The organism is Anaerolineae bacterium, from assembly GCA_025062375.1.
In the GTDB taxonomy this organism is placed as follows: domain Bacteria; phylum Chloroflexota; class Anaerolineae; order SpSt-600; family SpSt-600; genus SpSt-600.
This window is the reverse complement of record JANXAG010000007.1, coordinates 59,662-83,202: the sequence shown is the minus strand read 5'-3', so window position 1 is coordinate 83,202 and position 23,541 is coordinate 59,662. Positions and strand designations below refer to the sequence as shown.

At 52.1% G+C, this 23,541-nt stretch carries 23 protein-coding genes, 1 tRNA gene and 1 pseudogene; 18 read left to right on the top strand and 7 right to left on the bottom strand.

Features of this window, described 5'->3' with window-relative positions; translation table 11 throughout:
- Positions 1-163: 163 nt before the first annotated feature.
- The 5 genes from NZ653_03630 to NZ653_03610 form a co-directional block, all read right to left on the bottom strand.
- A complete protein-coding gene (locus tag NZ653_03630) occupies positions 164-1,312 on the bottom strand; it encodes a glycosyltransferase family 4 protein (GenBank protein MCS7286209.1) in 1,149 nt (382 codons plus the stop codon).
- Positions 1,285-2,745 carry an oligosaccharide flippase family protein gene (locus tag NZ653_03625; GenBank protein MCS7286208.1) on the bottom strand — a complete coding sequence of 487 codons (1,461 nt, stop codon included), beginning with the start codon at positions 2,743-2,745 and terminating at the stop codon, positions 1,285-1,287. Before NZ653_03625 ends, NZ653_03630 begins: the two co-directional genes overlap by 28 nt.
- 112 nt (positions 2,746-2,857) lie before the next feature.
- Positions 2,858-3,451: a hypothetical protein gene (locus tag NZ653_03620; GenBank protein MCS7286207.1), complete on the bottom strand. Its 594-nt coding sequence runs from the start codon at positions 3,449-3,451 to the stop codon at positions 2,858-2,860.
- Positions 3,448-4,644 (bottom strand): aconitase X catalytic domain-containing protein, encoded by a 1,197-nt coding sequence (locus tag NZ653_03615; GenBank protein MCS7286206.1) that lies wholly within the window; start codon positions 4,642-4,644, stop codon positions 3,448-3,450. The genes NZ653_03620 and NZ653_03615 overlap by 4 nt, the downstream gene beginning before the upstream one ends.
- Positions 4,645-4,653: 9 nt before the next feature.
- Positions 4,654-6,003: a bifunctional folylpolyglutamate synthase/dihydrofolate synthase gene (locus NZ653_03610; protein MCS7286205.1), complete on the bottom strand. Its 1,350-nt coding sequence runs from the start codon at positions 6,001-6,003 to the stop codon at positions 4,654-4,656.
- A gap of 190 nt (positions 6,004-6,193) precedes the next feature.
- Between NZ653_03610 and infC the strand changes: the two genes are divergently transcribed.
- The 18 genes and pseudogenes from infC to NZ653_03520 all read left to right on the top strand — a co-directional run bounded on the left by infC (position 6,194) and on the right by NZ653_03520 (position 20,323).
- Positions 6,194-6,700 (top strand): translation initiation factor IF-3, encoded by a 507-nt coding sequence (gene infC / locus NZ653_03605; GenBank protein ID MCS7286204.1) that lies wholly within the window; start codon positions 6,194-6,196, stop codon positions 6,698-6,700.
- A 13-nt stretch (positions 6,701-6,713) separates the two neighbouring features.
- Positions 6,714-6,917 (top strand): 50S ribosomal protein L35, encoded by a 204-nt coding sequence (gene rpmI, locus NZ653_03600; GenBank protein ID MCS7286203.1) that lies wholly within the window; start codon positions 6,714-6,716, stop codon positions 6,915-6,917.
- A 12-nt stretch (positions 6,918-6,929) separates the two neighbouring features.
- Complete coding sequence (rplT, locus tag NZ653_03595) at positions 6,930-7,280, top strand: 50S ribosomal protein L20 (protein MCS7286202.1); 351 nt, start codon at positions 6,930-6,932, stop codon at positions 7,278-7,280.
- 3 nt (positions 7,281-7,283) lie between these two features.
- A complete protein-coding gene (locus tag NZ653_03590; protein MCS7286201.1) occupies positions 7,284-8,075 on the top strand; it encodes an RNA methyltransferase in 792 nt (263 codons plus the stop codon).
- 17 nt (positions 8,076-8,092) lie between these two features.
- Positions 8,093-9,130 carry a PIN domain nuclease gene (locus NZ653_03585; protein MCS7286200.1) on the top strand — a complete coding sequence of 346 codons (1,038 nt, stop codon included), beginning with the start codon at positions 8,093-8,095 and terminating at the stop codon, positions 9,128-9,130.
- On the top strand, positions 9,117-9,329 hold the full coding sequence (locus NZ653_03580; GenBank protein MCS7286199.1) for a hypothetical protein: 213 nt from the start codon (positions 9,117-9,119) through the stop codon (positions 9,327-9,329). Before NZ653_03585 ends, NZ653_03580 begins: the two co-directional genes overlap by 14 nt.
- Before the next feature lie 76 nt (positions 9,330-9,405).
- Complete coding sequence (gene cysS / locus NZ653_03575) at positions 9,406-10,860, top strand: cysteine--tRNA ligase (GenBank protein ID MCS7286198.1); 1,455 nt, start codon at positions 9,406-9,408, stop codon at positions 10,858-10,860.
- On the top strand, positions 10,833-11,636 hold the full coding sequence (gene rlmB / locus NZ653_03570; protein MCS7286197.1) for a 23S rRNA (guanosine(2251)-2'-O)-methyltransferase RlmB: 804 nt from the start codon (positions 10,833-10,835) through the stop codon (positions 11,634-11,636). Before cysS ends, rlmB begins: the two co-directional genes overlap by 28 nt.
- Positions 11,633-12,580, top strand: a complete 948-nt coding sequence (locus NZ653_03565; protein MCS7286196.1) for an SDR family oxidoreductase — start codon at positions 11,633-11,635, stop codon at positions 12,578-12,580. The genes rlmB and NZ653_03565 overlap by 4 nt, the downstream gene beginning before the upstream one ends.
- A 48-nt stretch (positions 12,581-12,628) precedes the next feature.
- Positions 12,629-12,702: transfer RNA gene (locus NZ653_03560), tRNA-Arg, on the top strand.
- Positions 12,703-12,790: 88 nt separating this feature from the next.
- Positions 12,791-13,891 carry a diguanylate cyclase gene (locus NZ653_03555; GenBank protein ID MCS7286195.1) on the top strand — a complete coding sequence of 367 codons (1,101 nt, stop codon included), beginning with the start codon at positions 12,791-12,793 and terminating at the stop codon, positions 13,889-13,891.
- 105 nt (positions 13,892-13,996) lie between these two features.
- Positions 13,997-14,719, top strand: a complete 723-nt coding sequence (locus NZ653_03550) for a hypothetical protein (protein ID MCS7286194.1) — start codon at positions 13,997-13,999, stop codon at positions 14,717-14,719.
- Between the two features lie 21 nt (positions 14,720-14,740).
- Positions 14,741-15,466, top strand: coding sequence for a response regulator transcription factor (locus NZ653_03545; protein ID MCS7286193.1), 726 nt, complete (start codon positions 14,741-14,743; stop codon positions 15,464-15,466).
- Positions 15,429-16,451 (top strand): histidine kinase, encoded by a 1,023-nt coding sequence (locus NZ653_03540; GenBank protein ID MCS7286192.1) that lies wholly within the window; start codon positions 15,429-15,431, stop codon positions 16,449-16,451. The genes NZ653_03545 and NZ653_03540 overlap by 38 nt, the downstream gene beginning before the upstream one ends.
- A 25-nt stretch (positions 16,452-16,476) precedes the next feature.
- Entirely contained in the window at positions 16,477-17,739 is a 1,263-nt protein-coding gene (gene ahcY, locus NZ653_03535) for an adenosylhomocysteinase (GenBank protein ID MCS7286191.1), read from the top strand.
- A gap of 76 nt (positions 17,740-17,815) precedes the next feature.
- A complete protein-coding gene (locus tag NZ653_03530; protein ID MCS7286190.1) occupies positions 17,816-18,763 on the top strand; it encodes an SH3 domain-containing protein in 948 nt (315 codons plus the stop codon).
- Positions 18,764-18,765: 2 nt separating this feature from the next.
- Positions 18,766-19,680 (top strand): SH3 domain-containing protein, encoded by a 915-nt coding sequence (locus NZ653_03525; protein MCS7286189.1) that lies wholly within the window; start codon positions 18,766-18,768, stop codon positions 19,678-19,680.
- A 103-nt stretch (positions 19,681-19,783) separates the two neighbouring features.
- Positions 19,784-20,323, top strand: a pseudogene (locus NZ653_03520) (DUF2723 domain-containing protein).
- Between the two features lie 1,174 nt (positions 20,324-21,497).
- Here NZ653_03520 and hpnI read toward each other — a convergent pair.
- Both hpnI and hpnK read right to left on the bottom strand, forming a co-directional pair.
- Complete coding sequence (gene hpnI / locus NZ653_03515) at positions 21,498-22,679, bottom strand: bacteriohopanetetrol glucosamine biosynthesis glycosyltransferase HpnI (GenBank protein MCS7286188.1); 1,182 nt, start codon at positions 22,677-22,679, stop codon at positions 21,498-21,500.
- The gene (gene hpnK / locus NZ653_03510; protein ID MCS7286187.1) at positions 22,669-23,535 is read right to left on the bottom strand and encodes a hopanoid biosynthesis-associated protein HpnK; all 867 of its coding nucleotides are present in this window, start codon (positions 23,533-23,535) and stop codon (positions 22,669-22,671) included. Before hpnK ends, hpnI begins: the two co-directional genes overlap by 11 nt.
- Positions 23,536-23,541: the final 6 nt, after the last annotated feature.

The window sequence follows — 23,541 nt, the reverse complement described above, 5'->3', positions numbered from 1 at the left end:
TGGTTCCAGAATCAGACTGTTCGGCGAGAGCGAGGCATAACGAAGAATAATTTGAATATAGGGAGAGGCCCGAAAACGGAGAAGAAAGTAGGGGTCCCCGGCTGCTCCATACCCCTTTTTGCAGAGACAGGCTGCCCACGCATCGCCTACCTTGGAGGGCACGTTACCTCCTTTTATACGTACTGGAAAGAGAATTCCCATATCTTTCCCACGTAAACTCTTTTGCCCTGGCCCGGGCGGCCTTCCCCATTTCCCGTCGCAAGCGCTCATCGGCCCGCAGCCGCTCCATCCGCTCGGCCAGCGCCTCCACATCCCGAATGGGCACGATGAACCCCTCCACGCCCTCCTGCACTACCGACCCAGCATTCGGTGTCGTCACGACCGGAAGACCGCACGCCAGAGCCTCGTATGTCACCAGGGCGCTCCCCTCCTCAACAGTCGGAAACACGAAGATATCCGCCTGCTGATAGGCTCTCACTGGATCCTCCATATGGCCGACCACATTCAGTCCGGGCAGGTCTCTATAATGCTTGAGGATGGGCTGGCTTTCTGGGAGAACTCGCCCCACCAGCCATAATTCCGCATCTCGCCATCCCAACCGCCGCCAAGCCTCCAGAAGATACGGCACCCCCTTGCGAATCCCCACCTGCCCTGTGAAGAGCACCCGAAAAGGATGCGGGTTGTTCCCTTCCGGGGGACGGAAACGCTCAATGTCCACTCCAAAGGGAATGCAAACCAGCCTATCTTCAGGAAACTCCTGTTCCAGAAAACTCTGCCGTACAAACTCGGAAGGGATGACCACATAGTCCGCGAGAGCCATCTCGTCCAGCGTCCGCTTCAGAGTTGCGCGAGGCACACGAAAAGTCAGCCCCCAACGGGCATACTCCTCTTTGAGTAAACGAGCCTGGTAAATCGGGTGGGTATTGGCTCGCTCTACCACTGTCACCATCCCCATCCCTCGGGCACGCTGAATGCTCCGCAGGCCGTAGTTCCCCCAGACGTGAAAGACATCGGCGGGCTCCAGATGGCGGGAGGCCCAAAAGTCGTAGAGCACTGCCTGAAGATGCCACAGCCATCCACTGGAATCCAGGCTGGCCAATTTGCGCAGAGCCCGATCGGGCAGCCCGATCGCGCGAATTTTCTCCCGGGGAATCTCGGTGGGCCGGAAAGAGCCGCACAGAAGACGCCGGAGCATCCCGTGGCGATGTAACCCCCGCACGGCATAATAGGCTGTGGTGCCGATACCCCCACCAGCAAATTTGCTCCCGATGGAATAAAGGACCATCACAGCATTTCCGGTTGCCGCGCCCATAGCGCTCCCCGCAATTCCTGAAGGCCAGCGATCAAATCTCTTCTTTCTACTATTAGAAGAAAGCCGCCGAAAAGGAGGCTGAAAATTCCCAGTTTCAGGGCCAGGGCTTCCAGCACCCCTCCCTTTGCTAACATCTCCGCCAAGAGACCCCCACCCCAGGCTATGGCCAGAGCGCCTGCGGGCCAGCCTATTAAACGGGTAAAGGAAAAATCCACAACCTGTCGGAGCAGGCGGTAGAGCCAGATAGTTCCTACCAGCAACATCCCGTCGGCTGCCAAGGCGACGCCGTGGATGCCCCACACCTGGGCGCCCAGAACAACGGCAGGAATGAAAAACAGCCCTTGAACGATGCCCATGTTCCGCACCTCCCTGGGCCGCCCGACGGCCAGCAGCATATTGACTCCCAACATCACAAAGGAATCCAGCGCTATGTAAATCAACATCAGCCGAAAGGTCAAGAGCATGGGCATCCACTGATCGCCAATCACATAAAGAATAAACTCCGGCATCACTAATCCGAAGGCTCCGGCTACCAGGAAACTACTGCGCAAGATAATGTAAGCCGAGCGGAAAAAGGCCTGGGAAAGCCGCAGCCGATCGTCCTGCAGGCGAGCGAAGATCGGCATAAAGACGGTCACCAGAGGGTTGGCCAGGACCCGACGGGGGTAATGGGCGAACTCATAGGCCTTGGAGTACAGCCCCAGCGGCACCTTCCCCAGGGCCGTGCCGATCCAGAAATCCGCAAAACGATCCAGCAGGTAATTCAGATTAGAGGCCGCCCAGGTGGGCTTGCCATACTCCCAGAACCAGCGGGCGGCCTGAAAGTTCCATCCCAGGCCTGGCCTCCACTGCCGGAAAGGCCCCCAGGTCAGCAGGAAGCGGACACCAATGCCGCTCAGTTGTTCGGCCACCAGAGCCCACACTCCCCAGCCTCGCCAGGCCAGAAAGGGGGCCACAAGGGTCATCACAACTGACGCAGCGACATCCGTGGCCGCCAATCGGGAAAAGACCAGATTTCTGCGGAGAAACGTCTCCTGAGCCTGGCTCAAACTGGACAAAAAATAGGTGAAAATTAGTGTGATTAGAACTGCACCCAGACCCGGCATATGAGGGTAGGCCTGTTGCAGAAAAGGCGTCAGGGCCAATAGACCACCGAAAGCCAGGAGATCCAAACCGAGCCGAAGAGAAAAGTAAGTCCGCAGAAACGCCTCATCAACATCCTGCCGGTGGATGAGAGCCATATCCAGGCCCAATCCCCGCAACTGTGCGGCCAGCCCGATGTAAAAAAGAGCCAGAGCCACAATCCCGAAATATTCGGGCAGCAACCACCGTGCCAGAAGCACAGAGCGCAGGAAACCCAGGGTTAAAGTAATCAGTGAAGCCCCAACAGCATAAGTAGAACCCCGGAAGGCCCGGCCTGTTAAATTGGTCAAAAGAGGTCCCTCCGTGCTCAATGATGAGCCCTTATCGTTTTCCATGTCCCGCCTGGATAGCCCGATACACTAACTACAGGTTGCCTTGAGTAAAGATGCCGCAAGCAAAGCCTCACTTCTTTCCATACCTCTTGAGAAGCTCCTCTTTAGTCATCCACACCCGATACCGACGCATCCGGAACAGGCTCTTCTTGCGAAGGCTCACAGGATTGTAGGCCCAGATCAAAGCCATAGAGTAAAGGTTCTGCCAAAACTGAGCGAATTTACTCCAGAAACCAGCAGGCTTCTCCGAGTCTAAAATCAGGCCTAAATGCTGGAGAAGCATCTCTATCTGCTTTGATTTGTCCCTGGGTAAAGCTATTTCTCCCCCCAAAACTTTTACTTCTTCGGCTTCGGGCAGACCGTTTTCAATAGCTTGAGCTAACAGGCCAAGAGAGTAGTGCAATCTCTTCGCAACTTCATAACCCCATCTTAAATCTGGACCCGCCGGTGGAATAAGGGGAATTTGCTCGTTCCATAAATGCAGCTCGCCCACAAGTTCTCCTTTCTCAACCTCCAAACCCTCCGCGATTTTAAACGGAGCCCGGGCCTTCCAGAAGGAAAGCCTCAGTATGCAATTAGGGTCTACTACAAAAGGCTTAATTCCGTAAGTTTTCCTCAAAATATAGTCCAGGCTATAAATGACAAGCTTCACTGGATTTTTCATTGCAGTCCTCCGTATCGGAAAATACACTCCTCAAGGGAAGCAAAAACGACCTTGACCTTGGCCCATGAAGGAAGGTAAAAGGCCGCCTTCGCTGAGTTAGTGGCCACACTCTTTATGTTTAAAGCCTCCACCGGAGCCACCACTACACAGGTATCGGCTAAAACAAACCCACCAGCTTCTTCTATCGCCTCCACTGCCTCCTCAGCTTTCCCTATGATTTCCCTGCTGGAAGTAACCCAGAGCCTGGTAGAAAGCCTCCGCCCTTTCACCATCGAAGCGATAAGCTCAATCTCTTCCAGGGAAGCGTGGGGACAACCAATCCAGATGAGATCTACCCGGTCCAGGGGTTTGCTCAGAGCCTGAAATGCTTCTTCCAGCGAAGTTATGGTTAAAGGAGGCTCTTTAAACTCTGCAGAGCGAAAAACTTCAGCTTCGGGGGTCAGGCCTTCCGCGTGAAAAAGTGAAATGGAACCCGAAGCCGCCATAGATGCTCCCATTGCTCTCAGATACAACTCCCCAGAAAGATGTTCCTCGCAAAAGCGAAGGTAAGGGGTTTTGTCCACTAACTTCCTGCCTATCAGATACCCGAGCGCTCCGAAATCAGCCTCGCTCTTAAGGTGGCAGAGAACTTCTACTAGATAAGCGGGCTCGCGGCCGCTATCGCTATGAAAGCCGTAACAAGCCGTGCGGCCCGCAATAGCCGCTGCCAAGGCTGAAGGCCCTCCTTCCCGATTGGTCCTCGCCCCTATAACCGAGTTGGCAAATATTACCGCCGAAGACTCAGACCATGCCAGATGCTCCCCAAATCCAGGGCGATATCTGCCCAGATAAGGTGCACAGGTAAGAGTTGGCTCCACTCCCATTGAAATAAGAGTTTCCACTACTTCTAACTGCTTCAAAGCAAACTCCTCCGGTATCCCCATCTCCTTCCAGCGCCTGAGGTCCATACCTGCAGGGTTCATCATGGCGGGGACCAGAACTCTGGCTCCCTCAGAGGCCCATTTCTTTAGGAAATCAAGGCCGGCTTCGCCAAGGTTTTTGTAGCTTACCCCGGAAATTTGCGCACTTTTTATCGGCACTGTCTCCCCTGCCCCGTAAATACTGCCCAGAGCAAAAATTATTTCCATAGCCCGACGCAGAGCCGGCCCCTTTTCTCCCAGAAGCATCGCTTTCTCCTCGTTCGTCAGATTCATGAACTCCCCTCAAATGGGATCCGTAGGAGGCAGAGGCTTGCCTGAAATAATGGCCCAGGTCTCCCTGGCTTCCGCCACCAAAAACAGAGAACCAGTTACGCACACCACATCTTCTGCCAGAGCTTCCTTCAGGGCTTCCTCCACAGCTTTATTTGCAGGCTCGACAACTTTCCCGTCGAAGCCCAGAACCTGAGCCTCCTTTAATATTGCCTCGGGGGAGGCAGCTCGGGGGTTGCGGGCACGGGTAAAGAAAACCACATCGGCCAGGGGCAGGAGCTCCTTCAGCATTCCCGGAATATCTTTATCGCTTGAAGCTCCAAAAACGAGGATAAAACGGTTCCAGGAAAAAAGCTCCCTAAGAGATTGAGCGAGACGGCGGGCGGAATCCACATTATGAGCTCCATCCACTATGAAAAGGGGCGAATTCTGGAGGACTTCCAGCCGGCCGGGCCACTTCACCTTTTCCAAACCTTCTACTATGGCTTCATCGGTAACCTGAAGCCCTTGGCTTCGGGCCTGATCCAGAGCGGCTACTGCTACGGTGGCGTTTACAGGCTGGAAAACCCCCAAAAGAGGCAAACGGACCCTCACGGAAAAGCCAGGAGGGTTCAGCCTTTTTACAGTGAAAACCTGGTCTTCTCGCCCTTTCTCAACATCTTCCCAAACCCAATCCCTGCCCGCCAGAATTAAAGGAGAACCCCTGAGCCTGGCCGTTTCCTCTATAACCAGGAGAGCTTCCTCTTCTTGAGGGGCGCTTACCACCGGGATGCCCTTTTTTATAATGCCAGCTTTCTCCCGGGCAATGGAAGCGAGGGTATTGCCTAAAAGCTGCATATGGTCGTAGCCTATGGAAGTTATGACTGAAACCATGGGGGTGATCACATTGGTGGCGTCGAGCCTTCCTCCAAGCCCTACCTCCACTACCGCTACTTCTACCCCTTTGTGAGCGAAAAGAAAGAAAGCTAAAGCGGTCATTATTTCAAAAGTGGTGAGGCCTGGCACTTTCTCGATAAGCGGACGCAGTTCCTCGATTCCGGAAGCCACGTCTTCCTCGCTCACCAGTTCTCCAGCAATGCGAATCCTTTCCCTGAAGGTATGAAGGTGGGGAGAAGTATAGAGGCCAGTCCTGTATCCTTGAGCTCTAAGGACCGATTCCATGATGGCGCATGTGGAACCTTTACCTTTGGTGCCAGCCACATGAAGGGAGCGGAAAAAGGTATGGGGGTTGCCAGCGAACTCCAGAAGCTTTTCCATCCTGGCCAGGTTAAATTCCTCTGGAGAGTAGCGGTAGCCCTTAAGCTTTTCGTAATCGGTGAAAGAATAGATAAATTCCAGAGCCTCTCTGTAAGATAAAGCCAAAGTTTTCCTCCAGACTTGAAAAGTTCTCTAAAATTTTACCTCTTCGGGCGATCTAAGGCAAGTTTTATGGGTCTTTTGGGTCAAAAATCCCTACCAAGTGAGCAGTGGCCCAGGCCTGGAAACAATTTGACTTAAAAAGCTGCTTGTGGTATAGTAAGCCCAAAATCAACAAGGAGGGGGAAATTTTTAGGTGAAACCGCAATACCGTGTAAATCGCGAAATTCAGGCTCCAAAGGTAAGGGTCATAGGCGAGGATGGCCGACAAATAGGGATAATGTCTCTGCAGGAAGCGCTGAGGCTGGCTTACGAGAAGGACCTGGACCTGGTAGAAGTTGCGCCCGATAGTGACCCACCCGTGTGCAAGTTGATGGATTACGAGAAATTCCTTTACGAGAGGGCACGGCGCGAAAGGGAAAGCCGTAAGGCACGCAAAGGAGGGGAAGTAAAGGAGATTCGTCTGAGACCCAGCATATCTGAACATGACCTTTCCTACCGGATAGAGGATATAAGGGATTTCCTTAAAGAGGGCAATAAAGTAAGAGTTCGGGTGATGTTCAAGGGAAGGGAAATAGATCACCCTGAGATGGCCCTCAAGTTACTGGAAAGAATTATGGCCGGAGTCTCCGACGTAGCCAGGGTGGACCAGAGGCCCCAATCTGAAGGGGGAAGTCTGGTGATGATTTTAGCATCAAAGTAAAGGAGGTGGGAAAGTGCCAAAGCTTAAAACTCATAAAGCGACAGCTAAACGCTTCAAAGTTACTGGCAAAGGCAAAATCATGAGGACCAAGCAGGGCAAAAGCCACCTGCGTCGGAAAAAATCAGCCAGGGCAAAAGCCCTGTTCGCTGAAATGCTGGAAGTTACCAACAGGGGCGATAAGAAAAGGATTCGCCGCCTTGCACCATACCTTGATTAAGGAGGCTGTAAAGTGAGAGTAAAGGGAGGCGTTGTAACCAGAAGGCGCCATAAGAGGGTGCTCAAACTTACAAAAGGGCAGTTCGGGGCAAGGCACGCTCTCTTTAAGCGAGCTCATGAAGCTATGATGAAATCTCTAATGTATGCTTATATAGACCGCCGGACCCGGAAGAGGGATTTCCGGCGCCTCTGGATTTTAAGGATAAACGCTGCTGCAAGGCTCCATGGACTTACTTACAGGGAATTCATCTCTGGCCTCCGGAAAGCAGGGGTTGAGGTTAACAGAAAAATATTGGCCGAAATGGCCGTAAAAGACCAAGGGGCTTTCGCCAGACTGGTGGAAGTGGCCAAGGCTGCTCTTTAACAGTTGAAAAGGGCCGGGAAAGGTGGGGTAATAAGTAGCATCCATAACGAGAAAATAAAGCTCGCTCGTTCTCTTCTTACCCGCAAAGGGCGATGGAAAAACAGGCTTTTCCTGGTAGAAGGGATCCGAACTATAAAAGAAGCCATTAATGCAGGATTTAAGCCCGTTTTTGTCCTTTATTCGGAAAATTTTGACCAGAAAGAGGCCTTCTCTCTGGAAGGCGTCACCTTTTACCAGGTGACGGAAGCTATTATAAAAGCTGTCTCCTCCACTGTGACCCCTCAAGGCATAGTGGGGGTTTTCCCCTTTCCGGATCTTCCCATACCGAAAGAGTGGGAGCTAGCGGTGGTTCTGGATGGGATTCAAAACCCTGAGAACCTGGGAGCTATAATGCGGACGGCGGTCGCTGCAGGGGTGGCTTTCCTGGCCACAACGCCCGGCTCCGCTGATCCCTTCAATCCGAAAGCCGTGCGCGCCGGAATGGGAGCTCATTTTTACATTCCCATTAAAACCGGTGTACCCTGGGAGGAGCTTTCAGCCCTGCTCCAAGGCAGGCAAATCCTCCTGGCCGACCCCCAGGGGCCAGTATCTTATTTTGAAGTGGATTGGACCCAGCCTTCAGTGTTGATAATCGGAGGGGAAGCGAGAGGAGCTACAACCGAAGCCCGCAAAGTGGCCCATAGCCTGATATCCATCCCCATGGCTCGTCCCATAGAATCCCTGAACGCAGCAGTGGCGGCAGGCATCATCCTTTACGAGGCTTTCCGTCAGCGTCTCCTTTCCCGGCCCTCTTGAGGAAAGGGGGTGAAATTATGGCAATTATCCTGCGTTTTGTGGGGATGGTTGTTTTTGGCATCATCGGCTGGCAGATGGGAGTTTTACTGGCAGGCGGTTTTTTCGACCATTCCCTCCGCTACATTCTCATCATAGCTCTCGCCTCAGGTGCCCTCGGCTTTATTGTGACCCCATGGGTTACTATTTATCCTTTTCGCTGGGTTAAGGAAAAGATAAAAATATTGCCCGCCCGAAACCTCGTGGCTGGATTCATTGGCCTCATCGTTGGTCTCATAATTTCAGCCCTTGTCTCCATACCGATTTCTTTCCTCCCCTCACCTCTGGGGAAAATCCTACCATCGGTAGCTACCGTCATCCTGACTTACCTCGCAACCATGATAGCCGTTATCCGTCAGAATGACATCCTGCGCTTTCTGGGGTCCCGTTATTCCCTCAAAGGCGAGCCCTTTTCTTCAGAAAGTTGCATCCTCCTTGATACCAGCGTGATAATAGACGGGCGCATAGTGGACATAAGCCGGACAGGATTTCTGCGAGGAACTCTCCTTATCCCTCGCTTCGTTCTCAATGAACTGCACCACATTGCCGATTCTCAGGACATCCTCCGGCGCAACCGAGGCCGAAGAGGCCTTGAAATGCTGGAAAAGCTCCGCCGCGAAGCCATAGTTCCCGTTCAGGTTACCGATATGGATGTGGAGGAAGCGAAGGAAGTAGACGAAAAACTCATACTTCTGGCCCGCAAGCTCCAGTGCCCCATCCTCACCAACGATTACAACCTCAACCGGGTGGCCCGTCTCCAGGGGGTTGAAGTTTTAAACCTCAACGAACTGGCCAACGCCGTTAAAACCGTGGTCCTTCCAGGTGAAAGCCTCACAATCCACATAATCCAAGAAGGTAAAGAGCCCAATCAAGGGGTGGGCTATCTGGACGACGGCACCATGGTGGTGGTGGAGAACGGTCGCCGTTTCATTAATTCAACCATTGAAGTTACTGTAACCAAGGTCCTTCAGACAGATAAAGGTCGGATCATTTTCGCCCAGCCCGATGGCCGGAAGTAACACCGAGGTGTATTCCCTCAGGCGTTCCGTAAGGTCAAACGTTCTCTTCAGAGTAATGGAATGTTCTCACCAGCGATTTGAGAAAGAACAGGGAGGTAAAGTCTTCATCGTCTTTTCGGTAACTGAAAAGGGTGGCAGAAAGCGTATCCTGAACAACGAGGTCCTGAACCAAATTTTCGTAATGAAATTGGGAGGCTGACAACTAATGAAACGTGAGCTCAAGAGTGTGCATCTGAATGGCTAACCTCTGAGAGCTTGACTGAAAAGGAGGGACTATGGCGTTGGAAATATACAACACTTTAACCCGCAGGAAAGAGAAGTTTGAGCCATTGCATCCGGGCTTTGTGGGTATATACGTGTGCGGCCCCACCGTTTACGATCACCCTCACATCGGCCATGCTAAAAGCTATGTCTCTTTCGATGTAGTGGTGCGATACCTGCGTTACCTGGGCTATAAAGTTCGCTATGTCCAAAATATAACCGACGTTGGACACCTCCTGGAGAGTGGGGAAGACAGGGTGCTTAAAAGGGCGAAGATCGAGAGGCTCGAGCCAATGGAAGTGGTGGAGAAATACACCCGCAGTTACTTTGAAGATATGGATGCCCTCAATATCCAAAGGCCCGATATCTCCCCCAGGGCCAGCGGGCATATCCCCGAACAGATTGAGCTGGTCAAGGTTTTAATAGAGAAAGGCTACGCTTACGAGGTGAGCGGTTCGGTTTACTTTGAAGTGGCCAAGTTCCCCGATTACGGTAAACTTTCAGGCCAAAAGGTGGAAGAACTGCTGGAAGGATACCGCATTGATCCCAGCCCCGATAAGAAACATCCGGCCGATTTCGCCCTGTGGAAAAGGGCAGAACCAGAACACATAATGCGATGGCCAAGCCCATGGGGTTGGGGCTACCCCGGGTGGCATATAGAATGCTCTGTAATGTCCACCAAATACCTAGGCCAACCCTTTGACATCCACGGGGGAGGCATGGACAATATTTTCCCCCACCACGAATGTGAAATCGCTCAAAGCGAAGCAGCCCATGGCGTTCCCTTCGTCCGGTACTGGATGCACAACAATATGGTAACAGTGAAAGGGGTCAAAATGAGCAAATCCCTGGGGAACGCTATATACCTTAAAGACCTTTTCAAACGCTACAACCCCATGACAGTACGCTTCTTCATCCTCAGCAGCCATTACCGCTCAACCCTTGACTTCTCCGATGAAGCTCTATCAGCAGCAGAAAAGGGTCTTGAAAGGCTCTGGAACACTGTCAGAGAGGTAAGAGAGCGTATACCCTTCTCCGAGACCGGCCCCATTCCCCAGGAAGTAACCGATGTCCTGGCTAACCGGAAAGCTCGTTTCCTCGCTGCTATGGACGATGACTTTAATACAGCTACGGCCATTGGAGAGCTTTTTGAGCTTTCCAGGGAAGTCAACATCTGGCTTACCGGAGACAGGCCCCTTTCCAAAGATACTCTCATGGCCATAGATAGCCTCTACACCGAGCTGGGCGATACCATCCTGGGCATAATACCGCAGAAGTTTCCGGAGCAAGTAGTAGGGGAACTGGAAGTGCCCCTCATTCAGCTTCTTATAGAACTGCGTCAGGAATTCCGCACAGCCAGGGAATGGGAGAAGGCTGACCGCATAAGGAGCAGGCTGATGGAGCTGGGCATAATCCTTGAAGATACTCCTCAGGGAACTAGGTGGCGAAGGGTAAGGGTGCAAAGATAAAGAAAAAAGAAGAACCTTTAAGACCTTTAAGTCCGGGGCGGGAATTCCTCTACGGCCGCAATCCTGTTCTGGAAGCTTTAAGGGCTCGGCGTCGCAAATTTTACCGCTTAATCCTGGCCGAGGGAGTAAAGGATTCTCCCCCCGTAAGCGAAATTGTTTCCCTAGCAAGCCGCCTGGGTCTTTACCCTGTTTTCATGCCCCGGGAGAGGCTTGACTCCGCTGTTCCTGACGGCTCCCATCAGGGCATTATCCTGGAAGTTTCTGCTTACCCTTACTCTTCCCTTGAAGAGATCCTTCAGGGGGAATCAGGAATAATCCTGGTGCTGGACCTCCTTCAAGATCCCCAAAATGTAGGGAGCCTCCTGCGCACTGCCGAGGCCACTGGAGTAAAAGGAGTCCTGATTCAGGAAAGAAATGCTGTGGGAATAACCCCCGCTGTGGTAAAAGCTTCGGCTGGGGCTGTTGAGCATATAAAAGTGGTTCAGGTTTCAAACCTGAACCGGGCTCTTGAAGGGTTAAGGGAGCGAGGCTACTGGATTGCTGGCCTCGAGGCCTTGCCCGAAGCTCAGGATCTCTTCGCAGTTAAACCACCTTTTCCCCTGGTTCTGGTGGTAGGGAGCGAAGGGAAAGGGTTGAGGCCTTCGGTGAGGGAAAAATGTGACCTCTTGCTCAAACTACCGATGGAGGGGAGGGTTTCCTCGCTTAACGTAGCTGTAGCTGGTTCCATAGCTCTGTATTGGTTTTACCGATTCCGTCCTGGAAAGGAGGCTCTATGAAAATTCTGGTAACAGGAGGAGCAGGCTTTATCGGCTCGCACGTGGTAGATTTATTCGTCCAGGAAGGCCATGAAGTCGTGGTGGTGGATAACCTCCACACAGGGAAAAGGGAGAACCTAAATCCCATGGCGCGCTTTTACTATCTGGACATCCGTTCCCCTGAGCTCGAAGAAGTTTTTGCGAGAGAGAAACCCGAAGTCATCTCCCATCAAGCGGCCCTTGTTAACGTTCGGGAGTCAATGGTCAAACCCATCCTTTATGCGGAGGTCAATGTCTTAGGTTCTTTGAACCTTCTGGAACTGGCGCGCCGTTACGGTGTGCGCAAATTCATTTATGCTTCCACAGGGGGAGCCATTTACGGCGAGCCTGAATACCTTCCAGTAGACGAAGAGCACCCTATAAACCCCTTGGACCCTTACGGAGCCAGCAAACACGCAGTGGAGCATTACCTTCACCTTTATTACCTCAACTATGGCTTAGAATACGTTTCCCTGCGCTATCCCAATGTTTACGGACCAAGACAGGATCCTTTCGGGGAGGCGGGCGTAGTGGCTATATTCACAGGCCAGATGTTGCGCGGGGAACAGCCTATTATAAACGGTTCCGGAGAGCAGGAAAGGGATTTCACCTACGTGGAGGACGTAGCCAGGGCTAACCTCCTGGCTTTACATAAAAATGGATGCGGGATTTACAATCTCGGCTGGGGAAAGGGTACATCAGTCAATGAAATTTTCCGTCTCCTCAAAGAGCTAACTGGTTATCCGGGAGAAGCTGTCCATGGGCCTCCTAAGCAGGGGGAAGTCTTCAAGATATGCCTCAAAGCTGAAAAGGCCTACCGAGAGCTTGGTTGGGAACCCACTATACCTCTGGAAGAGGGGCTCAGGAGGACGGTTGAATATTTCCGCTCCAAACTGAGTCCTGCGCAAATTGCCCCGACCATCTAATTTGATTTGCCCAGACATGCGAATTTGTGGTAAAATAATATTGCGTAAGCCCCTGTAGCTCAAGAGGATAGAGCAACGGCCTCCTAAGCCGTTTGCTGCCGGTTCGAGTCCGGCCAGGGGCAACGGTCGAAGGCACCGGTTTAAAGACCGGTGCCTTTATAAGTTTATCTCAGGCCTTCGCGCCGAATTGATTGCTATTCAGGAGGAGAGATGGCGAAGCTTGAAGTGGAAATTTGCGGTATAAAGTTCCGCAACCCCGTTATGCCTGCCGCCGGTCCTCCTGTCTGGAACGGTGAAGCTATGAAAAGGTGTGCTGAAGGAGGAGCCGGAGGCCTCGTATCCAAAACCATCTCGGTGACAGCTGCTCAGGTTCCTCGCCCCAATATGGCCGAGATTCCCGGAGGCTTCCTCAATACCGAGCTCTGGTCCGAGCTCCCTCCGGAGCAATGGATTGAGAAAGAATATGCCATTGCTAAAGAAACAGGTCTTCCCCTCATAATAAGCCTCGGATACACCGCTCAAGACATAGCCCGGCTTGCTCCTAAGGTAAAACCTTATGCTGACGCGTTAGAGCTTTCCACCCATTACATAGGAGATGATCCCCACCCCATGATGGAAGCTATCCAGGCAGCCAAAGAGGCTGTAGAAGTGCCAGTGTTCGTGAAATTCAGCCCTTTCCGGGACGTCCGAGAGGCCGCCCTGGCAGCCAGAGAAGCCGGAGCCGATGGGATCGTGGCTATAAACTCCTTTGGACCTGTAATGTCCATTGATATAGAGACGGGTTTTCCCCTCATGGGAAGCAGAGAAGGATACGGGTGGCTTTCGGGACTGGCCCTGAAACCTTTGGCTGTCCGCTGTATCTTCGATATCGCCAGGACAGTGGACCTCCCGATAATTGGGGTTGGTGGAGTATCGAGAGGCACCGATGCTGTAGAACTCATGATGGCCGGGGCATGGGCAGTGCAGGTTTGCACTGCCGCCATCCTCAGAGGGCCTTCTATCTTCGGCAAAATCGCCAGAGAAATTGAAGAGTGGCTTGATAATCACGGCTACAAATCGGTGGAAGAAATCCGAGGCCTGGCTATCAAAAAGTTGCAGGAACAGGAATACCGGCTTCACCCTGTTCCACCTTTGCTGGACCTTGAGAAATGCACCGGCTGCAGATTATGTGAGATTTCCTGCGTTTATGGAGCTATAAAAGTAGTGGACAAGAAAGCGGTCCTGGAGCCGCAAAAGTGTGCGGGATGTGGCCTGTGCGCCACCAGGTGTCGCCCCAGGGCTTTAACCCTTCCAAGGACAGCAAAGGTTTAAACCCAAGCAGTCCGAAAATTTGCCAGCCTCAGCTTCACGGCTCTTTGCGAAAGCACGGCTCTTTATGGTATACTTTTTCCAAACCGGGGGAGGAAAGCTATTTTCATGGAAGAAACGGAGGAACTTCTTTCCAGGTTAGAAAAAGCACTGCATGAGCTTCACTTAAGCCTCGCAAAAGGGGAGTTACTACCTCACGAAGCAAACTATCTTTTGAGAAAAGCGCTGTCTATACTGGAGCTATCTCCGCAGAAGAAAATCAGCCCATCGGAAATAAGCTTAACTTTAGATTTAGCTGAGAAGGAAAGAGAGGCATTCGCCGACTTCGTGACAGAGCTTGGCGGGCGCATCGCCGAGGCCTTCCGGGAGCAAGGGGTGGGAGCAGAACTCTTGAGAAGGGTCATGGAGGATTTGAGTAAAATCACTCTCTGGCTCCAATCTCCGGAAGATTTTATCAAAATGGGTCTACCGGAAGGGCTCAGATACTTCATAAAGAAAACTTTTGAAGGGCTATCGGTGAAAATTGAACTGCAACTGGAAAACTTCCCTGAAAAGCTTCCCCGCCTGTTTGCTTTATTCCTCTTCCGCATTTTCCAGGGAGCTCTGCTCTATGCTTACCAGTACGCCCGAGCCAGCAGGATTGAAATTTCCTCCTCAAAAGGGCAAGGCTTTCTCTCCTTCCATCTTTACCACGATGGCCTGCCCTTTGACGAGAGGGAAACCAGGATGTTTACCGCTTTAATTCCTCTCCATGCCCGGGTCTGCGCTTTAGGAGGAAAGATGGAAATTGCGGCGAACTCCCTTTCTATCCTTATCCCTTTTGCCCTTTAAGAGCTTATACCGGAGGCGAAGGTGATAAAGGTCCTTCTGGTGGATGACCACCCAATCTACAGGCAGGGCTTAAAATATATCTTGGAAAAAAACGAGAACATCAAAGTAGTAGGAGAAGCCTCCGATGGAAAGGAGGCGATGGAATTAGCCAAAAAGCTTTCTCCGGACGTGGCTATTGTAGATATAAACCTGCCTTACATGAATGGTCTGGAGCTTACCCGCTTCTTTAAAATCCACTGTCCCAATACTGCCGTTATCCTTATAACGGGCTTTGACGCGGAATACCAGCTTTTCCACGCCCTGAAAGCAGGAGCTGCGGCCTACCTGACCAAAGAGATTAGCCCTGATAAACTTATAGAAGCTGTGGAAATGGTAGCTAAAGGTTACTACCTCATCGGGGAAGCGATTCTGGAAGAGCCAGCAGTAGCTCGCTGGCTCCTGGGGGAATTCGAAAGGCTGGCCATTGAGCTTGGTGGTGAACCAGGCAAACTTTTCACACCTCTTTCCTCACGGGAACTGCAGGTCCTTCAGCTTATAGCCAAAGGCTATTCCAATAAACAGATCGCTCTGACTTTAGGAATCAAAGAACAAACGGTTAAGAACCACCTGACTTCAATCCTGCGCAAGCTTGCAGTAAATGACCGCACACAGGCTGTCCTTTATGCTTTGAGAAGAGGCTGGATAAGGCTTAACGAACTGGAGGATGGCAATGGAGGAATTTCTCCGCTTTCTAAAAGAATGCGCTGAGGAATATCAGAAGCTGCTGAGAGAGCTTAAGGAAAGTGAGGACCTATTGCGTCAAGCACGCGCTGAACTGGAAAAAATTACTTCCCAGAGCGCTCAGACAACCTTCATGCTTCGCCAGATGGAGTTAAACCTTGAACGTTATTCAGCTAAGGAGGTTTACCAGGCTTACAGGCAGGCCCAGGCTTTGCAGGTTCAGCTTCTGACTTTGAGGGAAAAAATTGGGCAAATAGAATCCCAGTATAAAGCTCTGGAGAGATATGCTAACCATCTGCGGCGTCTCCTGGACCTGGGGGAGAAATTGGAGGTCAGCTGGCCTGCCGAGAGAGAAACTTTCATACCGAGCGAACTGGTCCTCAAGGTTATTGAAGCCCGGGAACAGGAAAAGAGGGAATTGGCCCGTCAGATGCACGATGGCCCCGCTCAGGCTCTCACGAACCTTATGCTTCAAGCAGAAATATGCGAGAAGTTCTTCACACGGGATAAAGCAAAGGCTCAGGAAGAGCTGGCTAACCTGAAGAAAGCAGCAAGCGAAACATTTCAGCAAATCCGCAGTTTTATATTCAACCTCCGTCCAATGATGCTGGATGACCTTGGCTTAATCCCGACCCTCCGGCTTTACCTTCAGGAGTTTGAAGGCAAAACTGGGATAAAGACCATTTTCAATTTAACCGGCCAGGAAAGGAGGCTTCCTCCCTACGTCGAGGTTGTTCTCTTCAGAGCATTTCAAGAGCTACTGGACAACGTTCACAGACATTCCAGAGCTTCTCAGGTTCAGGTAATGGTAGATATAACGGGCAACAGGGTTGGAGCAGTGATAGAAGACAACGGCATTGGCTTCGATGTGGAGGCAGAGTTACCCTCAGGAACTTCAGGGATAAGCAGTGTGCGGGAAAACATTATGGCTATCGGTGGGGAGATAAAGGTGGAAAGCGCCATCGGAAGAGGCACAAGGATCTCCATTGATGTCCCTGTCCCTGAAAAGTAAAACTCCGGCTAAGGAGGTTTAGAAGATGACTGCCCTTAAATATCACATTAAAGATCCATCCCTTGCCTCAGAAGGGAGGAAAAAAACCGAATGGGCAGCTCAGGAAATGCCCGTCCTCAAACTCATAAGAGAACGATTCGCCCAGGAAAAGCCCCTGCAAGGAGTTCGCATTTCCGGTTGCCTCCACATAACCAGTGAGACCGCCAACCTGGCCCTGACTCTCAAAGCCGGTGGAGCGGAAGTGGTTCTCTGCGCCTCTAATCCCCTATCCACTCAGGATGAGGTGGCTGCCTATCTTGTAGAAGAAGGCATTTCTGTTTTTGCCTTAAGAGGTGAGGATAGGGAAACTTACTACCGCCACATCCACGCTGCCCTCGAGCACCGCCCCCATATAACTATTGACGATGGGGCAGACCTTGTCTCAACTCTTCACAAGGAACGCACAGAACTGCTGGAAGGGGTAATCGGCGGGACCGAAGAAACCACTACCGGGGTCATAAGGCTAAGGGCTATGGCTAAAGATGGAGCCCTGCGCTACCCAATAATCGCTGTAAACGATGCTCTCACTAAGTACCTCTTTGACAACCGCTACGGCACAGGCCAATCCACTATTGACGGGATCCTTAGAGCTACCAACGTTCTTCTGGCAGGGAAAACCTTTGTGGTGGCGGGGTACGGATGGTGCAGCCGCGGTATAGCAATGCGAGCCAAGGGTATGGGGGCCAACGTGATCGTTACCGAAGTCAATCCTCTCCGAGCTCTTGAAGCCCTGATGGATGGTTACAGGGTAATGCCTATGCGGGAGGCCGCTAAAATCGGCGACATTTTCGTTACCGCCACCGGCGATATAAACGTCATAGATCGTGAGCATTTTCTGGTTATGAAGGACGGGGCAATTCTGGCTAACGCAGGCCACTTCAATGTGGAAATAAACATCCCTGCTCTGGAAGAGCTGGCTGTGGAAAAAGTGCGCGTCCGCCCGAACGTGGACCAGTACATAATGGCCGATGGACGACGCATAAACCTCCTGGCCGAGGGAAGGCTGGTTAATCTGGCCGCTGCCGAAGGCCACCCCAGCGCTGTTATGGATATGAGTTTCAGCAACCAGGCTTTGAGCGTCGCTTACCTGGTTAAAAACGGCCACACCCTTGAAAGGAAAGTTTACCCCGTGCCCAGAGAGATTGATGAAGAGGTCGCCCGCCTGAAGCTCGTGTCCCTGGGGGTGGAAATTGACACCCTTACTCCCGAACAGGAAAAATACCTGAGTTCGTGGGAGGAAGGGACCTGAAGCAATTTTAAAAATTTGGCCCCCTTGAGCCTCGGTGATATAATGGGGCTTAAGTAATTTCAGGAGGTGCAGCTATATGAGCCGAAAACCATGGCTTTACCTAATCTTCGTTTTAGCCTTAGCTGCGCTAACTTTAAGCTGCGGTCTGCTCCCGGAGCGCCGAGCAGCAATCCCAACCCCCACCTTTACCAGAACTCCAAGGCCCACTTTCACTCCAACCCCCCTTGCTACTCCCACCTTCACTCCTACCTTTACCCCCACTCCGGAACCTTTTACCCCTACTCCCACTCCATCCCCAACACCTCCTGTCCCCCAGATAGCAATAGTGAGTGCGGCCAGGGCTAACGTCCGCCAGGGGCCAGGCGCTGTCTACCCCTTGATAGGCCAGGTTCCAGGAGGCACTCAGTTTGAAATAAGGGCAAGAAATGAGAGGGGAGATTGGATAAAGGTGTGCTGTGTAAGAGGCAGGGAAGGATGGGTTTCAACTTCCCTTCTGAGCATTCCGGGCGAAATCGCTATGATTAACGTAACCACCGATATTCCTCCCACTCCAACCCCCAGACCCCCTACTCCTACCCCTGTTCCTATCCCTACCCCAACCCCGGCCCCTGCCTGGCCTTATGTTTACGTCCAGGGAAGCATGCGCCAGGCTCCTAACTGTGGAGCAGTCTGGTTCAGAGTTAGAGTTGTAGACGGTGCCGGCAACCCCATAAACGGCGTGGTCGTAGAGCTAAACTGGTTCGATAACTGGGCTTACATGAGCACGGGGATAGATATCCCTGGTATCCGCGAGCCGCCCGGAGAAGTGGGTTTCACCCCGCTGGGCCCGGAATTATATCATCCTCCACAGCCTTTTGAGTTCCGCATCCGTCTGGTCGCCGATAATACTCCTAATGTGCGCATAGGGCTTACAAAATCCCCACCTCCCGGATTGCAAAACCTTTCGGATACAGTGGTGATAACCTTTGAGGATTGCAATAAAGCGGGGCAGTTTGACAACATTACATTCAGAAAGGTGCGATAATCATGAAGCTCGTTTCCTTGCTGGTGGTTTTTGCCATCCTTGTAGCTGGATGCGCTGGTGCTCCTTTGGCTCAACGGGAACCAACTCCCTCCCCAACTTTTACCAGAACCCCAAAACCTACCTTCACTCCAACCCCTTCAGAAACAACTCCTGCTCTTCCCCCAGCTCCTATTTCTACCCCTGTCCCCTCTCCTGAGGTTACACACCCTGCCCCCATGCCCTCTCCATCGCCGGTAAGCCAGCCCGAGACCGCTTTCCAGTCGCCTCTGGCTACTCCGACTCCAGGCCCCATTGAAACGCCCACCGGCCAGGTTAGGGCTGTGGTCATCATTACCGAGCTTAACATTCGTTCAGGCCCAGGGGCTGTCTACCCTGTTGTGGGAAAGGCTAAACTGAACGATACCTTTACAGTCCTGGCCAGGGACGCCAGAGGTGACTGGCTCCAACTTTGCTGCATCGGAGGGAAAGATGGCTGGGCGCTGGCCCAGTACCTGCGGATAGAAGGGGGAACCATTGATGCCTTGAGTGTAGCGCAAACCATACCTCCTACTCCAACGCCTCGCCCACGGCCAACGCCTACCCCTGTCCCACCGCCTCCACCTCCATCCATGCCCTATGTCCTCACATCCGTAAAATGCATGGGGGCGGGCAGTGCTTACCTTAAAGTTTTCGTTAGAGCGGGAGGCCAGCCTCAGGGAGGGGTAAACGTAGTCTTTGTCCCGGTGGGGGTCTGCAACGGCCCCACTACTCCTATAGATGGCTCCAGAGGTTGCACGCTGAAGGTTGATGGACCACTCCCGGGAAACTGGCAGGTCTACCTTACCGATGCCGCTGGGAACCGTATATCTGATTACGCCAACGTAAAAACTGACTCTTCAGGTTGCATATCAGCCGAAATCTACTTTGACCACCGCTAAGTCCATGTTTTCTTTCAAATGGCTGGCTGGGACCTTTCTGCTTCTGGCAGCTTTTTCCCTTTACCTTCTAACTCTAGATGATGGCCTTCGGCCCGATGAGTTAATGGGGGGTGATCTTATCACCCACCAGTATGCTCAGGTTGAAGCCCGATTCGCTAACGCTCCTGGTTACCCCCTTTACACTATGCTGGGCTGGCTCTGGTTCCACTCGCTGCGCCCCCTCCTGCGGTGGGCCCTCAATCCAATTCAGATCCTTTCCCTTTACTCCACCCTCTGGGCCATCCTTTCCCTCTTAGTCTTTTACTCCCTCCTCCTGCGCCTATTCCCTCAGAGGTGGCCCCTTGCTCTTTGGGGGACCGCTTTCTACGCTGTGACCTATTTCTTCTGGTACTATTCCGTCACCACCGAGCAATACACATCCGCAGTGTTCCAGACCCTTCTACTTCTCTGGCTGACCTTCAAATGGGAGGAAAAGCGGGACCGTTCACTCCTCTTGTGGATTGCTTTTGTAGCTGGGACGTGCGCTGCCAATCTGGTAACAACACTGCTCATATTGCCTCCTATTGTTTTTTTCATCCTGAAGGAAGAACCATCTCTCCTGCGCAACCGTCGCTTTCTCCTGAAAGCCCTGGCGGCATTTTTGCTTCCTCTTTCAAGCTACGCTTACGTCTACATCCGGGGGGCTCAGCATCCAGAGTGGAGGGGACAGGGAGAATGGCCCAGCGCTTTCGCCTGGTTCCTGGAGTTTCTCACAGCCCCTCAGGGGCGCTCCGAAATGAGCTGGACTCTATGGCCTCCAAGCCCCAATTACCCCTGGCTTGCCTTAAACGAGTTGACCTGGCCAATTATGGTGATGGGGCTTGCGGGGTGGTCATTCCTGGGAGGAAAAAAAGCCTCCCTTTTCTACAGCACTGCCTTCTTTTACTTTGCCTTCTGTTACTTTGACCGCTTCGGGAACTGGTATCAGGTTATAATGCCTCTTTACCCCCTTATAGTTCTGGGAGCTGTGAGTTTCGCCAATCAGCTTCTTAAAACCTGTCCCTATATCGGAGTTCGTGCTATTACGGGGGCTTTCCTCGCCCTTATATTCGTCTGGCGTTTGGTCAAAAGTTATCCCATGGCCGATCAGAGTGGCAGGCCTGAAGCCACAGGCCTCGTCCCCGGTTGGGCCATCTTAGCCGATAACCCCGCTCCAGGAAGTTGCATCGGAGGGACTTACCCTGAGAACCTCGCCCTTCAGTACCTCATGAGCGTCTGGGGGGAAAAGCCCAGGGTTGAACCTGTTTCAGTGGAAGAAGCTCTGGAAAGAGCCCGTCTCGGGGAAACCTGTTACCTGACTCGCCAGGCTTTACACCTGATACCGGATCTGTGCCAGAAAGGGTTTTATCCCTCTTCAGGAGGGGAAAATTTAATTCTCCTCCAGACACAGCCTGTTGAAGAACTCCCGAAAGAGGCGTGCCTACGAAGATGCCTTCAGGTAAAACCTGTGGAGAGAGAAATAGTCCCGGGGGTGAAACTGGCCGGATATGCTGCGGGCAGGGAAGGGGACAAATTCAGAGTAAGTCTTTTCTGGAAGGCGACCCAGCCTATCCCCATGGACTATACAATCTCAGTTCGCATTGCGCATAAAGGTTTAATTTTCCAGCAGGACCACCCCCCAGTTTGGGGAGCATATCCAACTTCCTGCTGGAGAAAGGGTGAAATCATCCGTGACGATTACTTCCTGCATGCCCCTGATGATCAGATAGAGGGTGTCCATCTGATTGTCTACTATTTCAGGGAAGGAGCGCCGACCCCAGCCGGTGAAATAATCCTTCCTAACGACGACGCCACCATAGGAGGGAGAAAGGCATACGACGCTTTTTCCTTTCCAACCTTTCTATCCGCCCATCCCTCTTTAGCCAGTATTCTTCCCCACGCCATACTATCTTTCGACTAAAAGGACTCCAGAGCCAGAGAGCGAATTGGAGAAGATCCCCTAAGGGCAGAAGCAATATGTTCCTGCGCATTTCCCCGTAATCCATAAAACCTAAAGCCAGCCACCCTACCAGGAGCCTGATGCCCAGAGACATTAGCAGAACAGCGCGGGAAAAGAAGGAGAAATCCGTGAGGAACCCGAGCAAGAGGGAAAGGGGTATAGAAAAGGTTAGCACTATTTCCGGATATAGGTATGGACGGCTCACCTGGACACAGCGCATCCACCGAAGCTGTCTCGACCACAATTCTCGCCAGCGAACTGGGCCAAGGGTGGTATCAACGATGCACCGGGAAAGGTGAACAAACTTGCCGGTAGCTCTGACTCTCGCCCCCGCTTCGTGATCATCGGCAAGGTAATCGGCAAAGGCCTTAAAGCCCCCTATTTCTTCCAGGGTTTTGCTCCATAAAGCTATAGTTGAACCGAACGCATAGCCCATTTTAAGCCACCTTAGACCTATGGATGCGGAAGGCAGAAGATTGGTGCTTATGTAGAGGGCTTCCACTTTTGCCGCCGTCGTTAGGGCTTCTTTTCCCCGATAGAAACTTGTAACGAGCCCTATCTCAGGCCTTTTGAGAGGCGATACTATTCGCCTCAAGTAATCTGCAGGGACCCGAAAATCGCTATCGGAAATCACGAGGATAGGATTAGAGGCATGAGCGCTCAGGATTTCCAGCATTCCGGCTTTGCGGTTAGCACTTTGGGGTTCAGCCATTACGATTTTGACTGGCACATGAGGGTATTCCTCCATGAGGCGTTTTATTACCGGCAATGTCGGTTCATCGGGGCTTTCAACTCCGAAAAGGATTTCATAGCTGGGGTAATCCTGGGTAAAAAAGCTCTTGAAGTTGAGGTAAGCTCCATAATCCAACCCCTTTATTGGTTTCAATACGGAGACAGGCGGGGTGAAATTTGGGTCTATTTCTTCCTTCTCCCGCCAGAAGGCCCAGGTAGAAATAAGAGCTACAGCCCAATAAATCCAGCTTGCAAAGATACAAAGGCTTAAAATCGCTTCAATGCCCACGGCTTTCCCTCCGCAGCATAGGGTAGGTGGCAAGGCGTATCCCCCTTTCTTCTATAACCTGCCGAATTCGGGGACTCATAAGGGTATCCAGGTCACCGGGATTGGGGCCAAGGGACGCAAGGCGCGGGCCTGAGGTGGGGTGAAAGTAAAGCTCAGCAGAGCTTCCCCGCAAACTCTTCAATACACCAACCACGTATTCCTCGCTCATGCTTCCACTTTTAAATAAACCGTAAACTCTATCAACCACGATCAGGGACCTTCCCTTTGCTAACTTTGAAGCCCAGGAAACCAGAGGAGCATAGATAAGGGCCCAGAAAGTGCTGAGGAAAAATCGTCTTGGGGGAAACTTAAGCGAAAGGCTCCAGTTATCTCTCGGGATACGGATACCACTGGCTCCGAATTCTTCCGCCAGGTGGAGGAGTTCAGGGAAGATCAGAGGGTGAAGGTGAAGGTGGAGGTGACCATCCACATGGGAAAGCTGCAAACCGGTAGCGAGGAACCTTCGGAACTGCTCCTCCATTTCTCTGAACAAGGCTTCACGGGCATCCTTGCGAAACAAAATTAAGAAACCCACTACAGACCCGCTTTTCAGTTTACCTTTCTCATCTGCGAGCCCCACCAATTCCTGGGGAGAAAGGGATGGCCACCCTTCGGCCAGAGTTACATGGAGGCCCACCGCCAAGGAAGGGTTTTCCCAGGCAAGTTTTACGGCTTCCTCAAAAGCTTTCCCTCCCACCATCAGGCTTGCGCTCGTGAGAACCCCCTCCCGGTGCGCCCGTATTATTGCTTCGTTTATTTCAGAGCAATCCCCAAAATCATCGGCATTGAAAATTACCCATGGCCCGGGCTCGTTCATATCACC